Below are 22,690 nucleotides of genomic sequence, written 5' to 3'. Positions count from 1 at the left end.
TTAGCACGAACATAATGAACCAATCCGGCTTCTCCCCCAAAGCCAGATTATTCATGAGGTCGTGTTTGAACATTTTATAGATTATCATAATCACTTTTATGAAAACAGCTATTCCAAAACCTTCTAAGCAAAGCATTATCCGTGAAGCCAGAGATTATGTAATGATTGCCATCGGCATGATTTTGTATGGCATCGGTTGGACCGTTTTTCTACTTCCGAACGATATCACTACCGGGGGAGTACCGGGTATTGCTTCTATTGTATATTGGGCTACGGGTTTCCCCGTACAGTATACGTACTTCAGCATCAACTTCTTTTTATTGCTACTAGCCCTCAAATTGCTGGGGATGAAGTTTTGCATTAAAACTATTTTTGGAGTATTTACCCTCACCTTCTTTCTGTCTGTCATCCAAAAGCTGACAACAGGGTTCGGTCTTCTTCACGACCAGCCCTTTATGGCATGTGTCATCGGAGCATCCTTCTGTGGAGGTGGTATAGGAATTGCTTTTTCGGCTAATGGAAGTACAGGAGGCACGGATATTATCGCCGCCATCATCAACAAATACCGGGACATCACTTTAGGAAGAGTGGTACTTATCTGCGACATGATTATTATTTCTTCCAGTTATTTTGTCTTAAAAGACTGGGAAAAAGTAGTGTATGGGTTTGTAACTCTTTATATTTGTAGTTTCGTTCTTGACCAGGTAGTGAATAGTGCCCGCCAATCTGTACAGTTCTTTATCATATCCAATAAATATGAAGAAATAGGACGGCATATCAACGAATATCCACACCGGGGAGTTACGATTATCAATGCAACCGGCTTTTATACAGGACGAGAAGTAAAGATGATGTTCGTATTAGCCAAGAAGAGGGAATCGCCTATCATCTTCCGGTTGATTAAAGATATAGACCCGAATGCATTTGTATCACAAAGTGCTGTCATCGGAGTTTATGGAGAAGGATTCGATCATATCAAAGTAAAATAAAAAAGAAATGAAAAACCAATATTGAGAAACATGAGATTTCGACCAACCCCCCATTTATTAACAGGCATTTTCATGGGAATATTTTCCCTGACAACATTTAATGTAATGGCTGAAAAAGCCGTGAAACCCTATTGGCAGGATGTGCAAGTAGTTGAAGTCAACAAAGAGTATCCACGCACTTCTTTTATGACATACAACAATCGCGCTGATGCCTTGAGTGGCAAGTTCGAACGGAGCAAGTATTACCGCTTGCTGAACGGAACCTGGAAATTCTACTTCGTAGACTCTTACAAAAAGCTTCCCGACAACATTATTGACCCGAATACAAATACAGATTCGTGGAATGATATTCAGGTACCCGGCAACTGGGAAGTACAAGGACACGGAATAGCCATCTACACCAATCATGGTTATGAATTCAAGCCACGCAATCCGCAACCTCCGGCTCTTCCCGAAGCGAATCCGGTGGGAGTTTACCGCCGGGATATCGATATTCCGGCAGACTGGGACGGACGGGATATCTACCTGCATTTGGCAGGAGCCAAGTCCGGCGTATATGTATATATCAACGGGCAAGAAGTTGGATATAGCGAAGACTCCAAAAACCCGGCAGAGTTTCTTATTAACAACTATGTGAAGCCCGGCAAAAACGTGCTTACCGTTAAAATCTTCCGTTGGAGCACTGGTTCCTATCTAGAATGTCAGGACTTCTGGCGCATGAGCGGTATTGAACGCGATGTTTATCTATATTCACAACCTAAAGCAGCCCTCAAAGATTTCCGGGTGAAGTCTACCCTGGATGACAGCTACAAGAATGGAATCTTCAGCTTGAATGTCGATTTGAGAAATCACGAGAAGGCAGCAACTAATCTTACATTAGTTTATGAGCTATTGGATACACAGGGAAAAGTAATCTCTACTGAAGAGAAGACCGCCTATATCCCATCGAACGAAGTACGTACACTTTCTTTCGATAAGAAGTTGGCAAATATCAGCACATGGACATCCGAACATCCGAATCTGTACAAACTGCTGATGACCGTCAAAGAGAATGGCAAAGTAAATGAAATCATTCCTTTTAATGTAGGATTCCGCCGTATTGAGATCAAACCTATCGAACAAAAAGCTGCTAACGGAAAACCATACGTTTGCCTGTTCATCAATGGTCAGCCACTGAAACTGAAAGGGGTAAATATCCATGAACACAACCCGTCAACAGGTCATTATGTAACAGAAGAGTTGATGCGTCGTGACTTCGAGCTTATGAAGCAACATAACCTGAACAGCGTACGCCTCTGCCACTATCCGCAAGACCGTCGTTTCTACGAACTTTGCGATGAATACGGTCTTTACGTATACGATGAAGCCAATATCGAAAGCCACGGAATGTATTACGATCTTCGGAAAGGCGGTTCGTTGGGTAACAATCCCGAATGGCTGAAACCGCACATGGACCGTACCATCAATATGTTCGAACGTAACAAGAACTATCCGAGCGTCACCTTCTGGTCGCTGGGAAATGAAGCCGGAAACGGATATAATTTCTATCAGACTTACTTGTGGCTGAAAGAAGCTGACAAAGACCTGATGGATCGTCCGGTCAACTATGAGCGTGCTCAATGGGAATGGAACTCCGATATGTATGTACCCCAATATCCGGGTGCCGACTGGTTGGAAAATACAGGAAAGAACGGCAGCGACCGCCCTGTAGCTCCTTCCGAATATGCACATGCCATGGGAAACTCCACCGGAAACCTGTGGGGACAATGGCAGGCGATTTACAAATACCCGAACCTCCAGGGTGGATATATCTGGGACTGGGTAGACCAAGGTCTTCTCCAGAAAGATGAGAATGGAAGAGAATACTGGGCTTACGGAGGTGACTTTGGCGTAGACGCGCCGAGCGATGGCAACTTCCTCTGCAACGGTCTTGTCAATCCGGATCGTGGTCCGCATCCGGCAATGGCTGAAGTGAAATATGTACATCAGAATGTAGGCTTTGAGGCAATAGATGCCGCAGCCGGTATATTCAAAATCACCAACCGCTTCTATTTCACCAATCTGAAAAAGTATCAGATTCACTATAGCGTACTCGCTAACGGAAAGACTATAAAAGGTGGAAAAGTATCTTTGGATATTGCTCCGCAGGCATCCAAAGAATTCACCGTACCGGTAAACGGCTTGAAAGCCCAACCGGGAGTGGAATATTTTGTAAACTTCAGCGTGACAACCACAGAACCTGAACCGTTGATTCCCACCGGATATGAAATAGCATACGATCAGTTCCAACTTCCTATCCAGGCAGAGAAAGCTATTTATAAAGCAAACGGTCCGGCACTGAAAACAACGAGCCAAGGAGATGAGCTAATCGTTTCTTCTTCCAAAGTGAACTTTGTATTCAACAAAAATAGCGGATTAGTTACCTCGTATAAAGTGGACGGCACAGAATATTTCAAAGACAGATTTGGTATTCAGCCTAACTTCTGGCGTGCTCCTAATGATAATGATTATGGTAATGGCGCTCCTAAACGTTTACAGGTATGGAAGCAATCAAGCAAAAACTTCCACGTAACGGATGCAACCATGACAACAGAGAATAAGATAGTTTCCTTACATGTGAGCTACTTATTGGCTGCCGGCAACTTGTATGTTGTCACATACAAAATCTATCCGAACGGAGTAGTCAATGTACATGCCAAATTCACGTCAACAGATATGCAGGCAACAGAAACTGAAGTTTCCGAAGCTACCCGCATGGCTACGTTTACTCCCGGAAGTGACGCTGCCCGCAAGGCCGCTTCCAAACTGGAAGTTCCCCGTATAGGCGTTCGTTTCCGCTTGCCGGCACAGATGAACCATGTACAATACTTTGGTCGTGGTCCGGAAGAGAATTATATCGACCGCAATCATGGAACACTCGTTGGCGTATATAAGACAACAGCAGATAAAATGTACTTCAACTATGTACGTCCACAGGAAAACGGACATCACACAGATACCCGTTGGGTTGCTTTATCTCCAGCCAAAGGAAACGGCCTGGTTTTGGTAGCCGACAGCACGATCGGTTTCAATGCCTTGCGCAACTCTATCGAAGACTTTGACTCTGAAGAAGCTCTGCCCCACCCTTACCAATGGAATAACTTTAGCCCGAAAGAAGTTGCCAATCATGATAAGAATGCCGCCCGTAATGTATTGCGGAGAATGCATCATGTTAATGACATCGTTCCAAGAGATTTCGTAGAGGTTTGTGTGGACATGAAGCAACAAGGTGTAGGCGGATATGACAGTTGGGGTGCACGCCCGGAACCTTTCCACCAAATCCCGGCTAACCGTGATTATCATTGGGGATTCACATTAGTACCTGTTCGCTCGGTTAGTCAAGCTAATGAAGCGGCTAAATACGATTATCGATAACCTTAGTATAAATTTTTAAAGAAAAAACCCATGAAAGATTTATCTAGCATTGTAGCTAAATTTAAAGTCCAAGGTACAGTAGAAGAAATCAAACCTTTGGGTGCAGGACTAATCAACGACACTTACAAAGTAAACACCAAAGAAACAGATGCTCCCGACTACGTTTTGCAACGCATCAATCATGCCATTTTTCAAAACGTAGAAATGCTTCAATCCAATATTACTGCTGTCACCAATCATATTCGCAAAAAACTGGCGGAAGCAGGAGAATCGGATATAGAACGCAAAGTGTTGAGCTTCCTTGAAACAGAAGAGGGTAAGACATACTGGTTCGACGGTGATAACTATTGGCGTGTGATGGTATTCATTCCACGTGCCAAAACGTATGAGACGGTGAATCCCGAATATTCAAATTATGCTGGAGAAGCATTTGGTAACTTCCAAGCCATGCTGGCAGATATCCCGGAAACATTGGGTGAAACCATACCTGACTTCCACAACATGGAGTTCCGCCTCAAACAACTACGCGAAGCTGTTGCAAAAGATGCTGCCGGACGAGTAGCAGAAATGAAATACTATCTGGATGAAATAGAGAAGCGTGCAGATGAAATGTGCAAAGCAGAACGTTTATATCGCGAAGGAAAACTCCCCAAACGTGTTTGCCACTGCGATACGAAAGTGAATAACATGATGTTCGACGAAAATGGTAAAGTGCTTTGCGTTATCGACCTGGATACAGTAATGCCCAGCTTTATCTTCTCCGATTATGGCGATTTCCTTCGTACAGGCGCCAACACGGGTGATGAAGACGATAAAGACCTTGATCGCGTAAACCTCAATATGGAAATATTCAAAGCGTTTACTAAAGGTTATCTGAAAGGAGCCAAATCATTCCTGACTCCAATTGAGATTGAGAATCTCCCTTATGCAGCCGCTTTATTCCCATACATGCAGTGTGTACGATTCTTGGCAGACTATATCAATGGAGATACTTATTATAAAATCAAATATCCGGAACATAATTTGGTTCGTACTAAAGCACAATTCAAATTACTTCAAAGTGTGGAAGCAAACACACCGGAAATGATCGCATTCATCAACGATTGCTTGTTAAATTAAAAAATAAGCTACGCGATGGCGCAGCTATTTTGAGAGATTCTCAGAATTTAAAATATAAGGAGCTGTCTAGCGAGCTTTAAATATTGAAAATCACCCGCGCTATAACTATCTGTAGCGCGGGTGAAATTATTAATGAGAGACTTGTTAGCCAGCCTTTTTTTGAAATCTTTAATCAGGGATATTATTGAATCATCCCTATTTCTCAATTTTTAATCCTCTGTTTTCAATTTAACAAATGCCCCATTCTTCCAATGATAGACAATAGGACGACGGAGAAATGGTTTCAGCTTCTCTGCCGCCTCCTTTGACATATAGTCAGGAGTGGTTAATGTAACAGTCAATTCTGTATTTTCCTTATTAAAATCGGCCTTCATCAATAGCATATCTGCCGAACGGCGTGCTTCGTCAAACTCATAAACGCCTGCTGAATCCGGTGTATTCAGAAAGTCGCCCATCACAGGCAGGGTAATAAAGAGAGATGCCGTAAGCGGTTTCCAGTCATCTGCATAGAAACGGATGCTGCTATCGCAGGCAGGTGCACAAGCTGTAGAGACTGTACAGATCACGTTCGTAGAGTCATTCAAAGCCAATACTTTCATCTGCCAGGTAGATTGAGAAGACATCTGCATACGGATATAATCTTTACTTAGATCAGTCATCTCCGACTTCTTGCCAAAACGATTCTCTACTTGCGCTTTCATCTTACTTTCCAGAAAGTCAATACAATCTTCCCGGTTCACTTTGGTTAGTAACGGGCTTAGAGAATCCGGCATATTCACAAACAGCGTTTTGGCTTCTTGTGCCCAAAGAGTGTTCGAAGCAAAGAGCCCGACAGCAGAAAAGAATATAGTGATTACAAATTTATTTATTTTCATATCTATCTTATTTAACCTGTGGCAAACAGATTTTATGTAACTGTTTTAACTTTTAGACCCCAAATATAAGAATATCATTCCGATTAACACCAGTATCAGATCAATCGCTTTGCTTTTTAAATTCTTTTCACGGAAGATAAGCGCACCGAAAGTGAAAGAGACTACTACACTTCCCCGACGGACCATCGAAACAATGGAAATCATAGAATCGTCATAACTCAATGCATAAAAGTAAACGAAATCGGCAGCCGAAAGAAAGATAGAAATCAGGATAATCGTCCAGTCCCAGCGAAACGGGGTGGTAGACTTTCTTTTAGGCCACCAAAGCAATAACAGGATCGGACACATAATAAAGACCTGATAAACATTATACCAGGATTGTACCAACATCGGATTCAGAGACTTCATCAGATACTTGTCATACAATCCGCTGATAGCACCTGTAATAGCAGCCAGCACGATAAAGAATATCCATTTGTTATGCTTAAAATCAATTCCTTCTTTCTTCCCCGAACGACTTAACATAAAGAAAGAAACAATAGCCAGCATTACCCCGATCCATTGATAGAGATTCAACCGTTCGCCAAATACCAGCATCGCCCCCACGAGCACCATCACCGGACGGGTAGCGTTGATAGGTCCTACTATGGTTAAAGGCAGATGTTTCATTCCGAAATATCCAAATATCCACGAAGCCAGTACGATGAACGACTTGATGATGATATATTTATGTTGTTCCCAGCCAACAACGGGAACATTAAATATCGTTCCTCCCAACAGGTCCGGTTTATATACGGATATCAGGATAAACGGCAGAAAGATGAGACTGGAAAAAAATGTATTTAGAAACAAAACGGGAAGTACCGCATTATCCTTCAACGATTTCTTCTTGAATACATCATAAAAGCCCAGCAAAGTAGCCGAGAGAAATGCTAATAATAACCACATGAGGATATTTACTATTTTAAGATTTACTATTTACTACTTTCAAATATACTTTCGGGGTATTCTACATTTACCAGGAAAAGAGCATTTCCTGGTGCAGAAGTACCCGCTTTGCCACGGTCTTGTTGTTCAATGACCTTACGGAACCCTTCGATAGTAAGTTTCCCCCGTCCCACTTCAATCAGCGTACCTACAATGGCTCGCACCATATTTCGCAGGAAACGGTCGGCACGGATGGTAAATACCCAGGTAGCATCATCTTCTTGCGTCCATTCGGCATGAGTGATATGGCATATATTGGTTTTTACATCCGTATGAAGTTTGCTGAAGCTCGTAAAGTCAGTGTACTCGAAAAGGGTACGTGCAGCTTCATTCATGAGCGCATAATCCAACTGATTATAAACCCGCCAACGATATTGCCGGTTAAAAGGATATTTTGATGTCGTTACATAATACTTGTAAGTTCGCGCAGTCGCATCAAAGCGAGCATGTGCATCCGGCCGGACCCGGCAAACACGATAAATGGAAATATCGGGAGGCAACAGACGGTTTAATTTGTCGGCAACTGATATTTCATCCAACAGCTCATCGAAGTCAAAATGAGCAACCATCAGAGAAGCATGCACTCCGGCGTCCGTACGACCCGCTCCTATTATTTCTATTTCGCGACGCAGAAAGGTAGACAATGCTTTCATCAGGCATTCCTGCACACTAATCCCATTCGGTTGAATTTGCCAACCATGATAGTTGGCCCCGTCGTAAGCCAAATAAATAAAATACCTTTGCACGCTAATTCCTCTTTTTAGGGTTTTCGCGCGCAAAATTAATCATTTTATCTCATTTATCTTTGTATAATTCGCATAAACCTGTATATTTACAGGACAAAATAATCATGATTTACTAATACTTTACAATTATGAGTAGTAGCATTTTCCTCACCATCGCCCTCGTTACGACAGGAATCTTTATTATCCAATTCGTATTATCCATCTTTTTCGGAGATGTAGATGCAGATATGGACGTGGATGCTGATATTAGTAGCGTAGTTTCTTTTAAAGGACTCACCCATTTCGGAATCGGATTTGGCTGGTACATGTACTTGGCAGGCAACACGGAAATCCAAAGCTATATCATCGCCATCCTGATTGGACTCTTCTTTGTTTTCGCCGTGTGGTTCCTTTATAAAAAAGCTTATCAACTGCAACAAGTAAACCGCTCCGAGCAGACCGACCAGCTGGTGGGACGGGAATGTGTAATCTATTTCAAACAAAGTAACAGCAAATATACCGTACAGACCACCCGGGACGGAGCCATGCGCGAAGTAGACGTCATCTCCGAATCCGGAAAAGCATACCAGACTGGCGACAGAACAATGATCACCAGCTACAAAGACGGAACACTATTCATTCAATAACTATTCAAATACACTATTTTATGACACAAGAAATGTTAATCATGGCTGCTATATTAGTGGCAGTCATCCTACTTACTTTTATTGGTATCCTTTCGCGCTACCGCAAATGTAAGAGTGATGAAGTCCTCGTTGTATATGGTAAAACAGGAGGAGATAAAAAGTCGGCAAAGCTATATCATGGTGGCGCGGCTTTTGTATGGCCGATTATTCAGGGATACGAATTCCTGTCCATGAAACCGATGCAGATCGAATGTAAACTGACCGGTGCACTATCCGCTCAAAACATTCGTGTAGATGTGCCGACTACCATCACTGTAGCTATCAGCACCGATCCTGAAGTGATGCAAAACGCTGCTGAACGTATGCTGGGATTAACGATGGATGACAAGCAGAACTTAATCACTGATGTAGTATATGGTCAGATGCGTATGGTGATCGCCGATATGACTATCGAAGAATTAAATTCAGACCGAGATAAGTTCCTGGCTAAAGTGAAAGACAACATCGATACCGAACTTCGCAAATTCGGTTTATATCTGATGAACATCAACATCAGTGACATTCGCGACGCTGCCAACTACATTGTCAATTTAGGTAAGGAAGCTGAAAGTAAAGCACTGAACGAAGCACAGGCTAACATTGAAGAACAGGAAAAGCTGGGTGCTATCAAAATTGCCAACCAGATAAAGGAGCGTGAAACGAAAGTAGCGGAAACCCGCAAAGACCAGGATATTGCTATTGCGGAAACCAAAAAACTACAGGAAATTTCCGTTGCAAATGCAGATAAAGACAGAATCTCACAAGTAGCCATTGCCAATGCAGAAAAAGAATCACAAGTAGCAAAGGCTGAGGCTGAAAAGAGTATCCGTATCGAGCAGGCAAATACAGAAAAAGAAAGCCGCGTTGCCGAACTAAACTCGGATATGGAAATCAAACAGGCGGAAGCTGCCAAGAAAGCTGCCATCGGACGAAATGACGCACAGAAAGAGGTAGCACTTTCCAATGCAGAACTGGCGGTAACACAAGCCAATGCCGATAAGCAAGCAGGTGAAGCTGCCGCAAAATCAGAGGCTGCCATACAAACTGCACGCGAAATTGCACAAAAGGAAGTGGAAGAAGCTAAGGCACGGAAAGTAGAATCTTCATTGAAGGCTGAAAAGATTGTTCCTGCGGAAATCGCCAGACAGGAAGCTATCCTGCAAGCAAATGCCATCGCCGAAAAGATTACCCGCGAAGCGGAAGCACGCGCAAAGGCTACTTTAGCACAAGCCGAAGCGGAAGCAAAAGCTATTCAAATGAAACTGGAAGCAGAAGCGGAAGGTAAGAAACGGTCATTGCTTGCTGAAGCGGAAGGTTTCGAAGCAATGGTAAGAGCAGCCGAATCGAATCCGGCTATCGCTATCCAATATAAGATGGTAGACCAATGGAAGGAAATCGCCGGCGAACAGGTGAAGGCGTTCGAACACATGAACTTAGGAAATATCACCGTATTCGACGGAGGAAACGGCAGTACAAGTAATTTCCTGAATACATTAGTAAAAACAGTAGCTCCAAGCCTTGGCGTATTAGACAAGCTTCCTATCGGTGAAACAGTGAAAGGTATTATCAATCCGGAAAGCAAAACGGAGGAAAAGCCTGCAACCAAAGCTGACGGAGAAAAAAGATAAGAAATAGTTGTAATCCGACATAATATACGCTGATGAGAAAAGAATGATCGCTTGTTCTCATCAGCGTTTGTTTTTTTATATAATTCAAATAAATCTTTGAATATTCCCAATTTATTACGTTCTTTGTGTTACATAAAATATGTAACGTAAAATATGTAATAAGTCATGAAGCCATACAATCCATTCCTTGTATACGGTTACAACAGTCCCGAATACTTTTGCGATCGGGAGAAAGAAACTGATAAAATGATTTCAGCTTTACTAAATGAACGTAACCTGACCTTAATATCCCCCCGACGCATGGGAAAGACGGGACTCATCAAAAATGTATTCTATCGAATGAAGCGGGAAAATAATCCGAATGCTGCCTATTTTTATATGGACATTTACTCTACACGTGATTTAAAAGCATTCATCCAGTTACTTGCTCAAAATGTACTTGGAGAATTAGATACTCTGTCCCAAAACATACTCCGGCAAATGACTGCTTTCTTCAAATCTTGCCGTCCTATTATCAGTGCTGACGAAAGAAGTGGTATGCCTACCATAACATTAGACTTTGCTCCCACCCACGCTGAACAAACATTGAAAGAAATACTCAATTATATGGTAGCCTCAAAGAAGCAATGTTATCTTGCCATTGATGAATTCCAACAAATTACAGAATATCCGGAAAAAGGTGTAGAAGCATTGCTCCGCTCTCATATCCAATTCATGCCCAATGTACACTTTATCTTTTCCGGAAGTAAAAAACATGTAATGGAGGAAATGTTTACTTCTGCAAAACGTCCTTTTTATCAAAGTACCCAAATCATTGTATTAACGGAAATCCCACTGGAGAATTATTATTCGTTCGCACACTCATTCTTTGCTAAGAAAAAAAGAGAATTGACACTAGAAACATTTTCCTATTTGTACCAACTTGAAAACGGACACACATGGTACGTCCAAAGTATACTCAACCGATTGTATGAAAAGAAAATCAGCCCCATTGATAACCGACTGGTAGATAGATGTATAAATGACATTTTAGATGAACAGGAAACCATATATCAAAGTAACCTGACTCTACTAACCAACAATCAAGTAGATTTATTGAAAGCTATTGCCACAGAAGGCTGTATAAAAAACATAAATGCCAATGACTTCATCAAAAAGCACCATCTAAAAACGCCCAGTAGCGTTAACGTAGCACTAAAATCCTTACTAAATAAAGAACTGATATATAATACACCAGATGGGTATATTGTCTATGACCGTTTTTTCGGAAAATGGCTGAAAGATGCAGTAATCTAATATGCACTAGAAAAGATTTTTCGAAATCATTTCTCATATTCTCATACTTTGCGGGATAATCATCTATAATTCAAAAGATTAACACTATGAGAAATACTTTCCAAAAAGGTATTTCTCATAGTATTTTGCCTGAAATGCCATAAAAAACAGGCATTTCTCATACCTTCATCATGCATTTCTCATACCGGGACTGCTATATAATACCTATCTAATCAATGTCAACCCAACCCGAAGATAAGGGAAAAAGGTAGTCAACTATTATCAGGGGATTACAGAATCAGATAGTCCCACATATTGTGGGAAAAGATTCCCTAGCCGGTGGGAATTTATTCCCTCATTTTGTGGGAACAAATTCCCATAATATGAGGGAATACTTTCCCACAATATATGGGACTAATGGAACTAACGGATATACTTACCCAAGATCATAGTATTCTACATATTCGTCAAATTGAGGCATTTCGGTAATTCCCCGCCTGCGGAAAAGTCCCTGTATGTATTCCTGCTCCTTCGGTTTAATCAGCCGTTCCTTGTTGCAACAACGGTAATAGATCGTTTTGCCGAAGTAGGCCATCATCTGTCGTTTGATAACGGTGGCATCAGCCAGCGGCACCTGGTCCAGCAAATGTTTCATGCCCCGTGCAAAGAGCACCGGCTTTTCATCAATAAAGTACGTACAGTCCCCACCATCGGAAGCGATATGTTCGGGATTAATAACCATTACAGTAGCCCGCTCTTTCGGCATTCGGAGAGATACTTGTCGTCGCAGACATTTGTCCGCACGCAAACAATGTCCGTTCAAGCAATGAGCGAAGCTAACGGGCATAGAATTGTAATCGAAATCAGTTTTCATGTGTATTATGTTTAGTGGGAAAGTGACCTATTTTTATAAATCGCTACAAATGTATGAAAAAATAGCGTATATTTGCGAACAAAAAATATAAAATGACTATTTATAAGCTTCGCATATTACCGCTATCTTTACTAGTTATCGGGCTTACAACGCTTACTTCGGGTTGCAAAAAGAAAGACATGTCGCTGAAACTGAACGAGCCGCGCAATGTTCGTGGCGTAGTCAGCTACAAACGTTCTTTCCCTGATTTGAACGATGCACATCTGGAAGCAGCCAAAAAGACTGGGATCCGTCCATTGGCAGACCGGGAGGCAGCAGAAGCTATGAAAGAAAAGCTAACTCATATTACCGACAATGAGTTTTATGTAGTAGATTCACTGACACACTCCATCCCCTATCTCGTTCCTTGTGCCAGCGCGCTACTCGATACGATCGGTTCCAATTTCCTCGATTCATTGACTGCCAAAGGCTTGAATCCGAATCAGGTAATCGTTACTTCGGTGTTGCGTACCGAAAACGATGTGAAACGCCTCCGTCGTCGCAACCGAAATGCTTCGGCAAACTCGGCACATTGCTTCGGAGCCACTTTCGACGTCAGTTGGAAACGCTTCAAAAAGGTAGAAGACAAAGACGGACGTCCCTTACAGGACGTAAGCTCAGATACTCTGAAACTCGTTCTGTCTGAGGTATTAAGGGACTTGCGGAAAGCGGAAAAATGCTATATTAAATATGAATTAAAGCAAGGATGTTTCCATATCACCGCCCGATAAATACCTTTTTTCAAAATTTTTGACCAGCATATCATAAAACCTTCAAGGTAAATTTTGCGTTAAGATGGAAAACAGCTATCTTTGTATGAATCCAACGCTAAAAAAATCAGATTATGAGCAAGCTATATCCTATCGGCATACAGAATTTTGAAAGTCTCCGTAACGACGGTTATCTTTATATAGATAAAACCCGACTCATTTACCAATTAGTAAAAACCGGTCGTTACTATTTTCTTAGCCGCCCCCGCCGCTTTGGGAAAAGTCTGCTAATATCTACTCTTGAAGCATACTATCAGGGAAAGAAAGAACTATTCGAAGGATTGGCTATCGAACAACTGGAAAAAGACTGGATCAAACATCCGATATTACACCTTGATTTAAATATCGAGAAATATGATACTCCCGAAAGTCTGGACCAAATACTCAATGACAATCTGGAACATTGGGAAAGCCTGTATGGCACACGCCCGTCGGAAGTTTCCTTTTCTTTACGCTTTGCAGGCATCATACAGCGGGCTTACGAACAGACCGGGCAACGTGTCGTTATCCTTGTAGACGAATATGACAAACCGATGCTGCAAGCCATCGGAAACGAAGAACTGCAAAAATATTACCGAAACACACTAAAGCCTTTCTATGGAGCATTAAAGAGTAAAGACGGATGCATCAAACTCGGATTCCTTACAGGTGTTACCAAATTCGGAAAAGTCAGTGTATTCAGCGACCTGAACAATCTGATTGATATTTCAATGGATGAACAGTACGTGGAACTCTGCGGTATCACAGAGAAAGAAATCCACGACAATATGGAAGAAGACTTGCATATCTTGGCTGATAAGCAAAAAATGACTTATGAAGAGGTATGCTCCGAACTGAAAGAATGTTATGATGGTTATCATTTCGTAGAAAATTCCATAGGAATATACAATCCATTCAGTTTGCTCAACACATTCTACAAGATGAAATTCGGTAGTTACTGGTTTGAGACCGGCACCCCGACTTATCTGGTAGAATTACTAAAGAAATCTAATTATAATCTCCAACGTATCACGCATGAAGAAACGGATGCAGATGTACTGAACAGCATTGATTCGACGTCCCGAAATCCTATTCCGGTTATCTATCAAAGCGGATATCTAACGATCAAAGGATTTGACAATCGCTTTGAAATTTATCGACTAGGATTTCCCAATCGAGAAGTAGAAGAAGGTTTTGTAAAATACCTCCTTCCGTTCTATACCAATATAGACGTAATCGAATCTCCTTTCCAAATACGGCAGTTTGTCGATGAAGTGGAACAAGGTGATTATGATGCCTTTTTCCGCCGCCTGCAAAGTTTCTTTGCCGATACACCTTACGAATTGGTACGCGATTTGGAACTACATTATCAAAATGTACTCTTCATCGTATTTAAACTCATTGGATTCTATGTAAAAGCAGAATATCATACCTCACAAGGGCGCATTGCCCTCGTCCTGCAAACCGATCATTTCATCTATGTGATGGAATTCAAACTGGAAGGAACTGCCGAAGAGGCTCTGCAACAAATCAATGATAAACATTATGCACAAGCGTTTACTGCCGACAAGCGACAAATATTTAAAATAGGCATCAATTTCAGTAATGAAACAAGAAACATCGAAAAGTGGATAGTAGAAGATTTGCAATAAAATTCACCTCCAAACAATCAGAGAATCCAAAACGTTTGATTAAATTTGCAGAAATTTTTCTTTAATACAACTTAATGATAGAGAAAGCAATTGTTCTTGAGGATGTTGATCCTGTTATTTTTTACGGTGTAAACAACGCCAACATGCAATTAATTAAAGCTTTACATCCAAAGCTGCGTATCGTTGCCCGTGGCAATGTCATCAAAGTGCTGGGCGACGAGGAGGAAATGTGTGCCTTCGAGGAAAATATCACCAAACTTGAAAAGTACTGCGCCGAATATAATTCACTGAAAGAAGAAGTTATCATTGACATTATAAAAGGAAATGCTCCGCAAGCGGAACAGACAGGAAACGTGATTGTGTTCAGCGTCACGGGAAAGCCTATCATCCCCCGAAGTGAAAATCAGTTGAAACTGGTGGAAGGATTCGCAAAGAACGATATGGTGTTCGCCATCGGTCCGGCAGGTTCGGGAAAAACATACACCGCTATCGCCCTTGCCGTGCGTGCATTGAAAAACAAAGAAATCAAAAAAATCATTCTTAGCCGCCCCGCCGTAGAAGCCGGAGAAAAACTCGGTTTCCTGCCCGGCGACATGAAAGATAAGATCGATCCATACCTGCAACCTTTATACGATGCCCTGCAAGATATGATACCTGCCGCCAAGTTAAAGGAATACATGGAATTGAACATTATCCAGATTGCCCCGTTAGCCTTCATGCGCGGACGTACGCTGAATGACGCAGTCGTCATATTGGACGAAGCCCAGAATACTACCGCCCAACAAATCAAAATGTTCCTCACCCGTATGGGTATGAACACCAAGATGATTGTGACGGGAGATATGACACAGATTGACCTTCCCGCTTCACAAACATCGGGATTGGTGCAAGCCCTCCGCATCTTGAAGGGAGTGAAAGGGATTAGTTTTGTTGAACTGAATAAGAAAGATATTGTACGCCATAAACTGGTGGAACGTATCGTGGATGCTTACGAAAAGTTCGATAAAGAAGCGAAATTTTAATATATATATCATTATGAAAGCATTAACAAAAACAGATTTCAACTTTCCGGGACAGAAAAGTGTGTACCACGGAAAAGTGCGCGATGTGTACAACATCAACGGCGAAAAACTCGTCATGGTAGCAACCGACCGTATTTCGGCCTTTGACGTAGTACTGCCTGAAGGTATTCCTTACAAAGGACAAATGCTGAACCAAATTGCAGCAAAATTCCTTGATGCCACTACTGACATCTGTCCGAACTGGAAACTGGCTACTCCGGACCCAATGGTGACAGTGGGTGTGTTGTGTGAAGGTTTTCCGGTGGAAATGATTGTGCGTGGTTACCTGTGCGGTAGCGCATGGCGGGCCTATAAAAGCGGTGTCCGCGAGATTTGCGGCGTGAAATTGCCGGACGGAATGCGCGAAAACCAAAAATTCCCTGAACCGATCGTCACTCCGACTACGAAAGCAGAAATGGGATTGCACGACGAAGACATCTCTAAAGAAGAAATCCTGAAACAGGGATTGGCTACTCCGGAAGAGTATGAAATCCTCGAAAAATATACATTAGCCCTTTTCAAACGCGGTACTGAAATAGCAGCAGAACGCGGACTGATTCTCGTAGATACAAAATACGAATTCGGCAAGCACAACGGTACCATCTACCTGATGGACGAAATCCACACTCCGGATTCAAGCCGTTATTTCTATGCTGAAGGTTACCAGGAACGTTTCAAAAAAGGCGAACCACAGAAACAACTTTCTAAAGAGTTCGTTCGCGAATGGTTGATGGAAAACGGTTTTCAGGGCAAAGAAGGTCAGGAAGTGCCTGAGATGACTCCGGCTATCGTACAAAGCATCAGTGACCGTTACATCGAATTGTTCGAAAACATCACCGGTGAGAAGTTTGTGAAAGAAGATACTACCAACATCGCTGAACGCATATTCAAAAACGTTGAAACGTTCTTGAATCGTTGATAGTCAACAAATGACAGATAATAAATGATAGTTGACAGATAATAAATAACAGTTCGTATGCAATTCATTGCATATAACTTCAACCTTACCTTAATTATCCGCCAACTATCATTTATCAACTATCATCTTCCAACTATCATTTATCAACTATCAATTAAAAAGAATGGACTACCCACAACAACATATCAAACCTTACGACGAAGAAGGAAAAAAGACCGAGCAAGTGGAACGAATGTTCGACAACATCGCGCATACATACGATAAGCTGAACCATACCTTATCTTTAGGTATCGACCGCAGCTGGCGCAAAAAAGCGATTGCCTGGTTACGCCCTTTCCAACCGCAGCGTATGATGGATGTAGCTACCGGCACAGGAGATTTTGCTATCCTCGCCTGCCGCAAACTACAGCCTGCCGAACTGATCGGCACGGATATCTCGGAAGGTATGATGAATGTGGGACGTGAAAAAGTAAAAAAGGAAGGACTGTCAGACAAGATTTCTTTTGCCCGGGAGGACTGTACTTCACTCTCTTTTGCCGACAATGATTTTGACGCCATCACCGTGGCTTTCGGGATCCGCAACTTCGAAGACCTCGACAAAGGACTCTCCGAAATGTGCCGTGTATTGAGACCGGGAGGTCATCTTGTGATTCTGGAACTTACCACTCCGGACCGCTTCCCGATGAAACAGTTATTTTCCATCTACTCAAAAGTCGTCATTCCATTATTAGGCAAACTGCTCTCCAAAGATAAGAGTGCCTACCGCTATCTGCCGGACACCATCAAAGTATTTCCTCAAGGGGAAGTGATGAAAGGAGTCATCGCCCGAGCCGGATTTAGCGAAGTCAACTTCAAACGGCTGACCTTTGGCATCTGCACGCTTTATACTGCAACAAAATAGTAATTCATTGTGAATAATTAATTTACCCCTTATTATATTATGGAAAAATATGGTTTAATCGGCTATCCTCTGCGACATTCATTTTCTATCGGGTACTTTAATGAGAAGTTCAAATCCGAAGGAATCAACGCAGAGTATGTGAATTTTGAGATTCCCAGTATCAATAACTTCATGGAAGTGATCGAAGAGAATCCCAACCTATGCGGACTCAATGTCACCATCCCTTACAAAGAACAAGTGATTCCTTTTCTGGATGAGCTTGATCGTGACACTGCAAAGATAGGTGCAGTCAATGTGATTAAAATTATCCGTCAGCCCAAAGGAAAAGTCAAACTGGTGGGGTATAACTCCGATATCATTGGATTCACTCAATCCATCCAACCTTTGTTGCAACCTCATCACAAGAAAGCGCTGATTTTGGGTACCGGCGGAGCTTCCAAAGCAGTCTATCACGGTCTGAAAAATCTAGGTATCGAAAGCATCTTCGTATCGCGCACCCACAAAGCCGATGGTATGCTGACTTATGAAGAACTGACTCCCGAAATTATGGCAGAATACACAGTCATTGTCAATAGTACCCCCGTAGGAATGTTTCCTAAGGTAGATTTCTGCCCTAATATCCCTTATGAACTTCTGACACCAAACCATTTGCTCTACGATTTGTTATATAATCCGAACGTTACGCTGTTCATGAAAAAAGGAGAAGCGCAAGGGGCTGTTGTGAAAAACGGTCTGGAAATGCTCCTGCTTCAGGCATTTGCCGCCTGGGAGATATGGCATAAATAAGGATTAAAAGTAGTTTTTATGAGGAAAAAAGTAGTATATAGCATCATTATTATCATGCTGGCATTGACCGGCTGCACCATCGGAGGAAGTTTTTATATGTTAAACTTCTCATTGACTCCGAATGGCAAAATTCTGTCTAAAGATGCGGACTCTTATCCTTTCATGTATAAAAACTACCCTTTTTTGCGTCCATGGGTGGATAGTCTGAAACAAGCGGATGCACTGAAAGACACTTTTATCATAAACCCACACGGTATACAACTACATGCGTATTATGTGGCTGCTCCCCAACCTACCAACAAGACCGCAGTCATTGTACACGGATATACGGATAATGCTATCCGCATGTTTATGATCGGTTATCTGTATAATCGTGATTTAGGATATAATATATTACTCCCCGACCTGCAACATCAGGGAGAAAGTGAAGGCCCAGCCATTCAAATGGGCTGGAAAGACCGTCTAGATGTATTGCAATGGATGAACATCGCCAATGAAATCTTTGGAGACAGCACGCAAATGGTTGTACACGGAATTTCAATGGGAGGTGCCACCACCATGATGGTATCTGGTGAGGAACAAAAGCCATTTGTCAAATGCTTTGTAGAGGATTGCGGCTATACCAGCGTATGGGACGAATTCTCTCACGAACTTAAAGCCAGTTTCCATCTTCCTCCTTTTCCACTTATGTACACCACAAGCTGGCTTTGCGAAAAGAAATATGGATGGAATTTCAAAGAAGCTTCTTCACTGAAACAAGTAGCCAAATCACAACTTCCAATGTTATTTATCCACGGGGACAAGGACACGTATGTGCCTACCTGGATGGTATACCCGCTCTACGAAGCCAAACCGGAGCCCAAGGAGCTGTGGATTGTGCCTGGAGCTGCTCATGCCGTTTCGTACCAAGAGAATAAACAGGAATATACCGACCGAGTTCGTACATTCGTCGGACAATATATTCATTAAACCTATTATAACAAGGAGTTTAAGATTCATAACAGAAAAAGTCTCTATATTTGTACACGTAAAATAATCGTTATGAAATCAATATTTACTTTTATATTAGCTACTTTTCTTCTGTTCCCACTACAAGCTCAAGAGAAAGTATATACGGTAGACAACCTTCCGAAAGTTCACCTGCAAAACAAAATGCAATATGTTTGCAACCCAGCCGGAATACTTTCACAGGCTGCTTGTGACAGTATAGACTCCATGCTTTATGCTTTGGAACAACAAACTGGAATTGAAACAGTGGTTGCCGTAGTTCCCTCAATCGGAGAAGAAGATTGTTTCGACTTCTGTCACCAACTTCTTAACCAATGGGGTGTAGGAAAAAAAGGCAAAAACAACGGATTGGTCATTTTATTAGTCACCGATCAACGCTGTATACAGTTCTATACCGGTTATGGTCTGGAAGGAGTACTTCCCGATGCTATCTGCAAAAGGATTCAAACAAGATATATGCTTCCTTACCTGAAAAACGGGAATTGGGACACAGGAATGGTGGCTGGTCTAAAAGCGACTTGCCAGCGACTCGACGGTTCGATGGAAAATGACGCTCTCTCCGATTCTAACAGCGGTGGTTCTTTTGATTTTATTCTTGCCATCCTTTGTTTTATCGCCATTGGCGGAGGTCTTGCTTTCTTTTCGGCACGCAAACAAAGTCGCTGTCCGAATTGTGGTAAACATCAATTGCAAAGAAGCGGAAGCAGAGTCGTATCCCGGATTCATGGAGTGAAGACAGAAGATGTCACCTATACATGTAGAAACTGCGGACATACTATCATACGCCGCCAACAAAGTTATGATAATGACTACCATCACCGGAGAGATGGTGGAGGCGGTCCTTTTATCGGGGGTTTTGGCGGAGGTAGTTTCGGTGGGGGCAGTTTCGGCGGAGGAATGGGCGGAGGCGGTGGTGCCGGCTCTCGCTTCTAAAGAAAACAAGTAAAAAAACAAATTATCAAATTCTATAAAAACAAGAAACATGAAGAAGTCAATTATTATCATCTTAGCCGTTGTGGCTATCCTTGCGATATGGGCAGTAAGTGTATATAACGGTCTAGTAACCATGGAGGAGAATGTAAGTGGCCAATGGGCAAATGTAGAAACTCAATACCAACGTCGTGCCGACTTGATTCCTAACTTGGTAAACACAGTGAAAGGATATGCAACGCATGAAAAGGAAACCTTGGAAGGAGTTGTTGCCGCACGTAGCCAGGCTACTCAAATCAAAGTAGACGCTGCCGACCTGACACCGGAAAAGCTGACGCAATATCAAAAAGCACAAGGTGCTGTAACATCAGCATTGGGCAAGTTATTAGCCATCACCGAGAATTATCCGGACCTGAAAGCTAACCAAAACTTCCTGGAACTTCAAGCTCAACTGGAAGGAACGGAAAACCGTATCAATGTAGCACGCAAAAACTTCAATGATGCTGCACAAGCTTATAACATCAATATCCGCCGTTTCCCGAAGAATATCTTTGCAGGAATGTTCGGCTTCGACAAGAAAGCATACTTTGAAGCAGAAGAAGGAAGCGAGAAAGCTCCGAAGGTAGAATTCTAAAAAAGATTTGATTTACCCAAAGAGAGATCTGATATCATCTGAGATATTTATCTCGGCATTTTTTCATTAGATAAAACACTTCTATATTAAGAGTTAAATTCATAGTTTTCATTATTATGAATTTAACTCTTAATTTTCTATTATTCTTCTCCTTTTCAATAGAATAACCCAAAGTACAAAAGTTAATGATTAACATTTACTAGCACCTAGTTGGCTGTACCAAAAAAAAGCTGTACTTTTGTAGCCGTATACAAAATAATTCTATAACTCATGAGTAATCAACGATACATGATGCGTGGAGTAAGCGCATCGAAAGAAGATGTGCACAACGCCATCAAGAACATCGACAAAGGAATCTTCCCGAAAGCATTCTGTAAAATTATTCCCGATATATTGGGAGGTGACCCGGAATATTGCAACATTATGCATGCCGATGGTGCCGGAACCAAATCATCTCTTGCTTATATGTACTGGAAAGAAACGGGTGACTTATCCGTTTGGAAAGGTATTGCACAGGATGCATTGATTATGAATATCGACGACCTGCTTTGTGTAGGTGCCGTAGACAATATCCTTGTTTCATCTACTATTGGACGTAACAAACTGTTGGTTCCGGGAGAAGTAATCTCCGCCATCATCAACGGAACAGACGAATTGCTGGCCGAACTCCGTGAAATGGGTGTAGGCGTATATGCAACCGGTGGTGAAACTGCTGATGTCGGCGATTTGGTACGTACCATCATCGTTGACTCTACCGTAACTTGCCGCATGAAACGTTCAGACGTTATCGACAATGCCAATATCAGTCCGGATGACGTGATCGTTGGTCTGGCTTCTTACGGACAAGCTACTTACGAAAAAGAATACAATGGCGGTATGGGCAGCAACGGTTTGACGAGTGCCCGCCACGACGTATTCAGCAAATATCTTGCTGAAAAATATCCGGAAAGCTATGATGCTGCAGTTCCTGAAGAATTGGTTTATTCCGGTAAGTTAAAACTAACAGACAGCGTGGAAGATTCTCCGGTTGATGCTGGAAAGTTAGTACTCTCTCCTACCCGTACATACGCACCGGTAGTCAAAAAATTACTTGATGCATTGCGCCCGGAAATCCACGGAATGGTACACTGCTCCGGTGGTGCACAAACTAAAGTTCTGCATTTTGTAGAGAACGTACGTGTAGTAAAAGATAATCTTTTCCCTGTTCCTCCTTTATTCAAAACGATCCAAGAACAAAGCGGTACGGACTGGGCAGAGATGTACAAGGTATTCAATATGGGACATCGCCTCGAAGTCTACCTGTCACCAGAACATGCGGAAGAAGTGATAGCTATCTCCGAATCATTCGGTATCCCGGCACAGATTGTAGGACGTGTTGAGGCATGTGAACAAACAGAATTAATCATTAAGAGCGAATTCGGAGAATTTAGATATTAAAG

The 22,690-nt window shown here is 42.2% G+C and carries 20 protein-coding genes; 16 read left to right on the top strand and 4 right to left on the bottom strand.

All coding sequences use genetic code 11. From position 1 onward, the window contains the following. Window positions 1-98 precede the first annotated feature (98 nt). The 3 genes from A4V03_RS02680 to A4V03_RS02670 all read left to right on the top strand — a co-directional run bounded on the left by A4V03_RS02680 (window position 99) and on the right by A4V03_RS02670 (window position 5,522). A complete protein-coding gene (locus tag A4V03_RS02680) occupies window positions 99-989 on the top strand; it encodes a YitT family protein (protein ID WP_065537855.1) in 891 nt (296 codons plus the stop codon). Window positions 990-1,061: 72 nt separating this feature from the next. Next, window positions 1,062-4,403 (top strand): glycoside hydrolase family 2 TIM barrel-domain containing protein, encoded by a 3,342-nt coding sequence (locus A4V03_RS02675; protein WP_167371335.1) that lies wholly within the window; start codon window positions 1,062-1,064, stop codon window positions 4,401-4,403. 30 nt (window positions 4,404-4,433) lie between these two features. Continuing rightward, window positions 4,434-5,522 carry a phosphotransferase enzyme family protein gene (locus A4V03_RS02670; protein WP_065537853.1) on the top strand — a complete coding sequence of 363 codons (1,089 nt, stop codon included), beginning with the start codon at window positions 4,434-4,436 and terminating at the stop codon, window positions 5,520-5,522. Between the two features lie 209 nt (window positions 5,523-5,731). Here the strand turns inward: A4V03_RS02670 and A4V03_RS02665 are convergent, their stop codons facing one another. From A4V03_RS02665 to truA, 3 genes are read right to left on the bottom strand one after another with little or no spacing between them, the layout of a single operon-like run. Beyond that, window positions 5,732-6,397 (bottom strand): DUF3256 family protein, encoded by a 666-nt coding sequence (locus tag A4V03_RS02665; RefSeq protein WP_065537852.1) that lies wholly within the window; start codon window positions 6,395-6,397, stop codon window positions 5,732-5,734. 45 nt (window positions 6,398-6,442) lie between these two features. Continuing rightward, the gene (locus tag A4V03_RS02660) at window positions 6,443-7,345 is read right to left on the bottom strand and encodes a DMT family transporter (RefSeq protein ID WP_065537851.1); all 903 of its coding nucleotides are present in this window, start codon (window positions 7,343-7,345) and stop codon (window positions 6,443-6,445) included. Between the two features lie 26 nt (window positions 7,346-7,371). Then, window positions 7,372-8,130 (bottom strand): tRNA pseudouridine(38-40) synthase TruA, encoded by a 759-nt coding sequence (gene truA, locus A4V03_RS02655; protein WP_065537850.1) that lies wholly within the window; start codon window positions 8,128-8,130, stop codon window positions 7,372-7,374. A gap of 128 nt (window positions 8,131-8,258) precedes the next feature. Here truA and A4V03_RS02650 point away from each other — a divergent pair, with 128 nt between their 5' ends. The 3 genes from A4V03_RS02650 to A4V03_RS02640 all read left to right on the top strand — a co-directional run bounded on the left by A4V03_RS02650 (window position 8,259) and on the right by A4V03_RS02640 (window position 11,719). Further along, the gene (locus A4V03_RS02650) at window positions 8,259-8,756 is read left to right on the top strand and encodes a hypothetical protein (protein WP_065537849.1); all 498 of its coding nucleotides are present in this window, start codon (window positions 8,259-8,261) and stop codon (window positions 8,754-8,756) included. Between the two features lie 20 nt (window positions 8,757-8,776). After that, complete coding sequence (locus A4V03_RS02645) at window positions 8,777-10,423, top strand: flotillin family protein (protein ID WP_065537848.1); 1,647 nt, start codon at window positions 8,777-8,779, stop codon at window positions 10,421-10,423. A gap of 165 nt (window positions 10,424-10,588) precedes the next feature. After that, the gene (locus tag A4V03_RS02640) at window positions 10,589-11,719 is read left to right on the top strand and encodes an AAA family ATPase (RefSeq protein ID WP_024986529.1); all 1,131 of its coding nucleotides are present in this window, start codon (window positions 10,589-10,591) and stop codon (window positions 11,717-11,719) included. A 415-nt stretch (window positions 11,720-12,134) separates the two neighbouring features. Here the strand turns inward: A4V03_RS02640 and A4V03_RS02635 are convergent, their stop codons facing one another. Further along, window positions 12,135-12,572: a DUF6078 family protein gene (locus A4V03_RS02635; RefSeq protein WP_024986530.1), complete on the bottom strand. Its 438-nt coding sequence runs from the start codon at window positions 12,570-12,572 to the stop codon at window positions 12,135-12,137. Between the two features lie 92 nt (window positions 12,573-12,664). Between A4V03_RS02635 and A4V03_RS02630 the strand changes: the two genes are divergently transcribed. The 10 genes from A4V03_RS02630 (at window position 12,665) to A4V03_RS02585 (ending at window position 22,688) form a co-directional block, all read left to right on the top strand. Further along, window positions 12,665-13,342 (top strand): DUF5715 family protein, encoded by a 678-nt coding sequence (locus A4V03_RS02630; protein WP_065537847.1) that lies wholly within the window; start codon window positions 12,665-12,667, stop codon window positions 13,340-13,342. Window positions 13,343-13,455: 113 nt separating this feature from the next. Beyond that, on the top strand, window positions 13,456-15,012 hold the full coding sequence (locus A4V03_RS02625; RefSeq protein WP_065537846.1) for an ATP-binding protein: 1,557 nt from the start codon (window positions 13,456-13,458) through the stop codon (window positions 15,010-15,012). A 74-nt stretch (window positions 15,013-15,086) separates the two neighbouring features. After that, complete coding sequence (locus A4V03_RS02620; protein WP_065537845.1) at window positions 15,087-16,034, top strand: PhoH family protein; 948 nt, start codon at window positions 15,087-15,089, stop codon at window positions 16,032-16,034. Between the two features lie 13 nt (window positions 16,035-16,047). Continuing rightward, on the top strand, window positions 16,048-16,992 hold the full coding sequence (locus tag A4V03_RS02615) for a phosphoribosylaminoimidazolesuccinocarboxamide synthase (RefSeq protein ID WP_065540255.1): 945 nt from the start codon (window positions 16,048-16,050) through the stop codon (window positions 16,990-16,992). Between the two features lie 163 nt (window positions 16,993-17,155). Further along, window positions 17,156-17,893 carry a bifunctional demethylmenaquinone methyltransferase/2-methoxy-6-polyprenyl-1,4-benzoquinol methylase UbiE gene (gene ubiE / locus A4V03_RS02610; protein WP_065537844.1) on the top strand — a complete coding sequence of 246 codons (738 nt, stop codon included), beginning with the start codon at window positions 17,156-17,158 and terminating at the stop codon, window positions 17,891-17,893. Window positions 17,894-17,932: 39 nt separating this feature from the next. Then, window positions 17,933-18,679 carry a shikimate dehydrogenase family protein gene (locus tag A4V03_RS02605; RefSeq protein ID WP_065537843.1) on the top strand — a complete coding sequence of 249 codons (747 nt, stop codon included), beginning with the start codon at window positions 17,933-17,935 and terminating at the stop codon, window positions 18,677-18,679. Between the two features lie 18 nt (window positions 18,680-18,697). After that, window positions 18,698-19,648, top strand: a complete 951-nt coding sequence (locus tag A4V03_RS02600; RefSeq protein ID WP_065537842.1) for an alpha/beta hydrolase — start codon at window positions 18,698-18,700, stop codon at window positions 19,646-19,648. Window positions 19,649-19,720: 72 nt separating this feature from the next. Continuing rightward, a complete protein-coding gene (locus A4V03_RS02595) occupies window positions 19,721-20,620 on the top strand; it encodes a TPM domain-containing protein (protein WP_065537841.1) in 900 nt (299 codons plus the stop codon). 49 nt (window positions 20,621-20,669) lie between these two features. Beyond that, a complete protein-coding gene (locus A4V03_RS02590; protein WP_065537840.1) occupies window positions 20,670-21,251 on the top strand; it encodes a LemA family protein in 582 nt (193 codons plus the stop codon). Between the two features lie 270 nt (window positions 21,252-21,521). Next, entirely contained in the window at window positions 21,522-22,688 is a 1,167-nt protein-coding gene (locus tag A4V03_RS02585) for an AIR synthase related protein (protein WP_065537839.1), read from the top strand. Window positions 22,689-22,690 lie beyond the last annotated feature (2 nt).

This window comes from Bacteroides caecimuris (assembly GCF_001688725.2).
GTDB lineage: Bacteria > Bacteroidota > Bacteroidia > Bacteroidales > Bacteroidaceae > Bacteroides > Bacteroides caecimuris.
The sequence above is the reverse complement of the archived record's forward strand: the minus strand, read 5'-3'. Positions and strand labels throughout refer to the sequence as shown.